The 401-nt window shown below is 69.6% G+C and carries 1 protein-coding gene; it reads left to right on the forward strand.

What is annotated here, in order from left to right; all coding sequences use genetic code 11:
- Nucleotides 1-46: 46 nt before the first annotated feature.
- Nucleotides 47-401: helix-turn-helix domain-containing protein (locus tag ACFHWU_RS29470; protein ID WP_416592348.1), on the forward strand; the 355-nt coding region annotated here is incomplete at its 3' end.

The raw sequence follows: 401 nt of genomic DNA on the forward strand, positions 1-401 counted from the left end.
GGCGGATTCCAGGGGTCGTCGCAACACCTCGACGAAGGGGTGTGCCATGGGAAGACCTCCGGGCTGGACCACGGCGGTGACGGGCAGGCCGGCGATGCGGTCGCCGGGTCGGCCGGGTGTGAACGAGCACCGGGAGGTGCGGCGGCAGTTCTGGCGGCGGATCGCTGAGGGCCTGTCGAGCGAGGAGGCCGCAGCGGCGTGTGGCGTGTCGCAGCCGGTGGGGTTTCGCTGGTTCCGTCAGGGTGGCGGCATGTCGCCTTTGTCGCTTGAGCCGTTGTCGGGTCGGTATCTATCGCTCGCCGAGCGTGAGGAGATCGCCCTGCTCAAAGCGCAGGGCAAAGGTGTGCGGGAGATCAGTCGGGCGGTGGGTCGTGACGCGTCGACGATCTCGCGGGAGCTGC

This window comes from Micromonospora sp. LOL_015, assembly GCF_048060275.1.
In the GTDB taxonomy this organism is placed as follows: domain Bacteria; phylum Actinomycetota; class Actinomycetes; order Mycobacteriales; family Micromonosporaceae; genus Micromonospora_E.